This window comes from Micromonospora sp. NPDC023888 (assembly GCF_040639415.1).
GTDB lineage: Bacteria > Actinomycetota > Actinomycetes > Mycobacteriales > Micromonosporaceae > Micromonospora.
On sequence record NZ_JBEZZW010000078.1, the window covers coordinates 1 to 6,271 of the forward strand.

The 6,271-nt window shown below is 72.4% G+C and carries 1 protein-coding gene; it reads right to left on the reverse strand.

Annotated elements, in window-relative coordinates; all coding sequences use genetic code 11:
* Positions 1–6,271: SDR family NAD(P)-dependent oxidoreductase (locus AB0F61_RS33990; RefSeq protein ID WP_357818452.1), on the reverse strand; the 6,271-nt coding region annotated here is incomplete at both ends.

The window sequence follows — 6,271 nt, forward strand, 5'->3', positions numbered from 1 at the left end:
TGGTGAGGTGGTGGGCGTTGGGTGCGGTGGGGCCGTGGCGGCTGGCGAGGGTGAGGTGGTGGTAGCCGCGGTTGTGGAGGTGGTGGGCGAGGAGGGCGCCGAGGGTGCCGGTGCCGCCGGTGATGAGGATGCTGCCGTTGGGGTCGAGGGGGAGTTGGTCTGGTGTGGGGGTGGGGGTGGGGGTGAGTCGGGGGGCGTAGTGGTGGCCGTTGCGGTTGGCGAGTTGGGGTTCGTTGGCGGGTGGGGGGTTGGTGGGGTTGTGGTTGTCGATGATGGTGAGTCGGTTGGGGTGTTCGGTTTGGGCGGTGCGCAGCAGGCCCCAGAGGGCGGCTTGGTCGGGGTTGATGGGGTCGGTGACGGCGTTGTGGGTGTGGGCGAGGATTGGTTGGTCGGTGGTGAGGGCTTGTTGCAGGCGGGGTAGTGCGGTGTGCACGGTGTCCCCGGTGAGGTCGAGGAGCAGCGGTTCCTCGGCGGACGGCGCACCCACCACCCGCTCCCACACGACCTGGTAGAGCACCGGGGCCACCCCGGTGAACGGTCGTGTGACCAGCCCGGATACCGAGATCACCGGAGCGCCGTCGGCATCGGTGGCGACCAGCGCGACACCGTCCCCGCTCTCCGCGAGACGGGTACGCAGGGTCGTCGCCCCCGAGCGGTGCAGCCGCACGCCCGTCCAGGTGAACGGCAGCCGCAGCTCGTCTCCGGCCGCGACCAACGGATGCAATGCCGCGTCCAGCAGCGCCGGGTGCACACCGAAGCTCTGGGCCGAGCCCGCCTCCTCGGGCAGCACCACCTCGCTCACCAGGCCGTGCTCGTTCTGCCAGGCGGCGACCAGCCCGTGGAACGCGGGTCCGTAGTCGACCCCCAGCGCCGCGACCCGATCGGGCAGGTCCGCGACGTCGACGGCGGGGCCGCTCGGTGGCCAGGGCAGGCCGGCGGCGGGCTCGTCGGACGGCTCCGGTCCGATCGTGCCCTCGGCATGCCGGGTCCAGTCGGTGTCCGGGCCGGAACGGGCGTGAATGCCGATCCGGCCGCGTCCGTCGTCGATCGGGGCGACCGCGACCTGGACCTCCACGGCCCCGTTCCGTTCGATCACCAGCGGCGTGGCCAGGACCAGCTCCTCCAGGTAGGGGGAACCGGCCCGCCCGGCCGCGTGCAGCGCCATGTCCAGTAGCGCGGTGCCGGGAACCACGATGCTGCCGCGCACGCTGTGGTCGGCCAGCCACGGATGGGTCGCCACCGAAAGTCGGCCGGTGAACACCAGGCCCCCGTCGCCGGCGAGCTGGACGGCCGCGCCGAGCATCGGGTGCGCGCCCGCCTCCAGGCCCAGCCCGGTCGGGTCACCAGCGCCGGGCGACACGTCCAGCCAGAGACGGCGACGCTGGAACGCGTACGGCGGAAGCGACACCGGTCGTCCGCCACCGCCGGTCCACACGGCCGGCTCGACCGCGGCGCCGCTGGTGTGGGCCGTGGCCAGTGCCGTCAGCAGCGACACGTGCTCCGGCCGGTCGCGGCGCAGCACCGGCACCGCGGTGGCGTCGCCGAGCATCTCGGCGGCCATGGTGGCAAGCACCGCGTCCGGACCGACCTCGACGAACAGCCGCACGCCCGCGTCACCCAGGCGGTCGATGGCCGCGGCGAAACGGACCGTCCCCCGGGCGTGCCGCACCCAGTGGTCCGGCGACGACAGCTCGTCGACGCCAACGAGCTCACCGGTAAGCGTGGACACGATGGGCACGGTGGGCGCCGCGAAGCGCAGTCCGGCGATCTCACGCCGAAAGTCGTCGAGCATCGGCTCCATCCGCGGCGAGTGGAAGGCGTGGCTGACGGTGAGCCGCTGGGTACGGTGACCGGCCGCGCGCAGCTCGCCGGCGACGGCGAGCACGACGTCCTCGTCACCGGACAGCACCACCGACGCCGGACCGTTCACCGCCGCGATGCCGACCTCGGCCTCCCGGCCGGTGAGCAGGGCAAGCACCTCCTCCTCGGTGGCGCCGACGGCGACCATCGCGCCGCCGGTCGGTAGCGCCCGCATCAACCGACCCCGGGCCGCGACAAGCGTGGCGGCGTCGTCGAGCGAAAGCACCCCGGCCACATGCGCCGCCGTGATCTCGCCGATCGAGTGCCCGGCCAGGTGGCTCGGGCGCAGGCCGTGGTGGGTCAACAGCCGGTACAGCGCCACCTCGACCGCGAACAGCGCCGGCTGGGTGTAATCGGTGCGATGCAGGTCCTCGCCGTCCGCCTCGAGGATCACCTCGCGCAGCGGCCGTCCCAGCCGGCCGTCGAACGCGGCACACACCTCCTCGAACGCGGCCGCGAAGACGGGTTCGGTCGTCAGCAGACCGGCACCCATTGCCGCCCGCTGGCTACCCTGCCCGGTGAAGAGGAAGGCCAGGCCGTCACCGTCCGCCACGGCGCCGCGTACGACCGCCGGGTCGTCCGTGCCATCGGCGATCGCCCGAACCGCGGCGATCAGCTCGTCCCGGCTGCCGCCGAGAGCGACCGAGCGGTACGGGTGCTGCACTCGCCCGGCCAGCGTTGCGGCCACGTCCGTCGGTGCCGTGTCGCCGAGGTGCCGCAGCAGTTGTCCGGCCTGGTCGCGTAGGCCATCTTCGGTGTGCGCGGACAGCAGCCAGCCGATCGGGCCGACTGGTTCGGGCGTCGCGGCGACGGGCGCGGGTCGCGGCGGCTCTTCGAGGATCAGGTGGGCGTTGGTGCCGCTGATGCCGAACGAGGAGACGGCGGCGCGCCGAGTCTGTTCCCCGGCGGGCCAGGGCTGCGCCGAGGCGAGCAGCTCCACCTTGCCGCTGGTCCAGTCCACGTGCGGGCTGGGATCGTCCGCGTGCAGGGTCCGTGGGAGCGACTCGTGGCGGAGGGCCTCGACCATCTTGATGACCCCGGCGACGCCGGCGGCGGCCTGCGCGTGGCCGATGTTGGATTTGATCGAGCCCAGGAAGACCGGCCGCTCCCGATCGCCGTAGGTGCGCAGGATCGCTCCGGCCTCGATGGGGTCGCCCAGCGTGGTGCCGGTGCCGTGCGCCTCGATCGCGTCGATGTCACCGATCTCCAGGCCGGCGTTGGCAAGCGCCTGCCGGATGACCCGCTCCTGTGCGGGACCGTTGGGTGCGGTCAAGCCGTTGCTGGCACCGTCCTGATTGACCGCGGTGCCGCGGATGACGGCGTGGATCGGGTGTCCGTTGCGCTTGGCGTCGGAGAGCCGTTCGAGCAGCAGCAACCCGACGCCTTCGGACCAGGCGGCGCCGTCGGCTTCGGCGGAGAAGGATTTGCAGCGCCCGTCCGGCGCCAACCCACGCTGTCGGCTGAACTCGATGTACATGTCCGGAGAGGCCATCACGGTGACCCCGCCGGCCAGTGCGAGACCGCACTCGCCCTGGCGCAGTGCCTGCCCGGCGAGATGGATGGCCACGAGCGAGGACGAGCAGGCGGTGTCCACCGAGACGGCGGGTCCTTCGAAGCCGAACTGGTAGGAGATCCGCCCGGACGCGACGCTGCCGGTCGAGCCGGTGGCGAGGTAACCCTCCAGGTCGGCGGGGGCACCGCCGAGGCGGCTCGCGTAGTCGTGGTACATCACTCCGGCGAACACCCCGGTGTCGGTGCCGCGCAGCCGCTCGGCGTTCAACCCGGCGGTTTCGATCGCCTCCCACGCCGTCTCCAGCAGCAGCCGCTGCTGCGGATCGATGGCCATCGCCTCGCGTGGGCTGATGCCGAAGAAGGTGGGGTCGAATCGGTCGGCGTCGTGCAGGAAGCCGCCGTGGCGGGTGTAGCTCGTGCCGGTGTGGTCCGGGTCCGGGTGGTACAGCCGCTCCAGGTCCCAGCCGCGGTTGTCCGGGAACTCGGTGATCGCGTCGACCCCGTCGGCGACCAGCCGCCACAGCTCCTCCGGAGCGGATACACCACCGGGGTAGCGGCAGGCCATGCCGATGATGGCGATCGGCTCGTCGGTGGTGGCGGTCGCGGTGGTGGTCGGCGCCGGCCTACGGGCGGCGTGCTCGGGGTCGAGTTGGTCCTGGAGGTGGGCGATGAGGGCCGCGGGGGTGGGGTGGTCGAAGATCAGCGTCGCCGGCAGCCGCAGTCCGGTCGCGGTCGCCAGTCGGTTGCGCAACTCGACGGCGGTGAGCGAGTCGAACCCGAGTTCCTTGAACGCCCGGTCCCGGTCGACGATCGCGCCCGGTCCGTGCCCGAGCACGACGGCCACCGTGGACCGCACGATCTGGTCGAGAGCCTTCGCCCGGTCCTGCGACGGCAGTACGGCCGGCGCCGCCACGGCCCGGCGTCTGGTGAGGTTGCGCAGCAGCGGGTTGGCGGGGTCCAGGTTGGCCCGGTCCAGTACGGCGGCGACCTGGTTCGGAGCACCCGACGCGACTGCGGCGTCGAACAGGGCGAGGGCGTCGGTGGCCGGCATGGGTGCCAGGCCGGTGCGGTGCAGGCGGTGGCGGTCGGTGGTGGTGAGGTGTCCGGTCATGCCGCTGTCGTCGGCCCAGAGGCCCCAGGCGATGCTGGTGGTGGGTTTGCCGTTGTGGTGGCGTTGGTGGGCGAGGGCGTCGAGGTAGGCGTTGGCGGCGGCGTAGTTGCCTTGGCCGGGGTTGCCGAGGGTGCCAGCGAGGGAGGAGAAGTAGATGAGGTGGGCGTCGAGGTGGGGGAGGTTGTGCAGGAGGTGGGCGGTGTGGGCTTTGGGTTGCCAGACGGTGTGGAGTTGGTGGGGGGTGAGGTTGGTGATGGTGGCGTCGTCGAGGACGGCGGCGGTGTGGATGACGGCGGTCAGGGGTGGGTTGATGGTGTCCAGCAGGGTGGTCAGGGCGGTGGGGTCGCTGGTGTCGCAGGCGACGATGGTGGCGATGTCGGTGAGGTGGTGGTTGTCGGGTGTGGGGCCCGTGCGGCTGGCGAGGGTGAGGTGGTGGTAGCCGCGGTGGTGGAGGTGTTGGGCGATGAGGGTGCCGAGGGTGCCGGTTCCGCCGGTGATGAGGATGCTGCCGTTGGGGTCGAGGGGGAGGGTTTCTGGTGTGGTGGTGGGGGTGGGGGTGAGTCGGGGTGCGTAGTGGTGGCCGTCGCGCAGGGCGAGTTGGGGTTCGTTGGCCGGTGGTGGGTTGGCGGGGTCGTGGTTGTCGACGATGGTGAGCTGCTCGGGGTGCTCGGTCTGGGCGGTACGCAGCAGACCCCAGATGGCGGCTTGGTCCGGGTCGATGGGGTCGGTGACGGCGTTGCGGGTGTGGACGAGGAGTGGTTGGTCGGTGGTGAGGGCTTCCTGCAGGCGGGGTAGCGCGGTGTGCACGGTGTCCCCGGTCAGATCGAGCACCGCGCACTCCGCCAACGGGTCACCACTGACCCGCTCCCAGATCACCTCGTAGAGGACACGAGGCGCCCCGCCGCCGAGGCTGGTGAGGTCGGCCGCGCGCAGCCGCAACTCGTCCACTGTGAGCACCGGCGCGCCGGCCGGGTCCGCCGCGGTGAGGGTGACGCTGTCCGGCCCGGTGACCGACAACGTGACCCGCAGGACCGTGGCGCCGACCGCGTGCAGGGTCACGCCCCTCCACGAGAACGGCAGCAGGCCCGGCCCCAGCTCGCCGACCGCACCGAGCGGCACCGGGTGCAGGGCCGCGTCGAGCAGGGCCGGGTGCAGGCCGAAACCGTCCACCGCCCCGGCCTCCGCTGGCAGTGCCACCTCGGCGAAGACCTGCCCGTCGCGCTGCCAGAGCGCCCGTAGCCCGCGGAAGGCCGGACCGTAGTCGTAACCCGCGTCGGCCAGCCGGTCGTACGCGTCGTCGAGGGGCACGACGGTGGCGCCGGCCGGCGGCCAGGCGGTGATCTGCTCTGTGGCGGGAGTGGTCGAGCCCTGGACCAGGGTGCCGGTCGCGTGTGACGTCCACGGGGTGTCCGGGTCGGCGTCCTGTGGCTGGCTCAGGAACAGCACAGCCTGCGCGCCCGCGTCGTCCTCGGTCACCGTGACCTGTAGCCGCCTCGGCTGGTCCAGCACCAGGGGCGCCTGGATGGTGAGGTCCTCGACGTGCGGCAGCCCGGCGTGGAGGGCGAGGTCGAGGTAGGCGGTGGCCGGCAGGAGCGGCAGGTGGTTGAGGGCGTGGTCGCGGATCCAGGGCTGCGTCTGGGCGCTGAGCACTGTCGTGTACAGGGTGGTGCGGTGGTGCGGCAGCTCGCTGACCGTGGCGAGGAGTGGGTGGGTGGTGGGGTTGAGGCCGAGGGTGTGGGGGTTGGTGTGGGTGTGTGGTGGTGCGGTGAGCCAGTGGCGGGTGCGGGT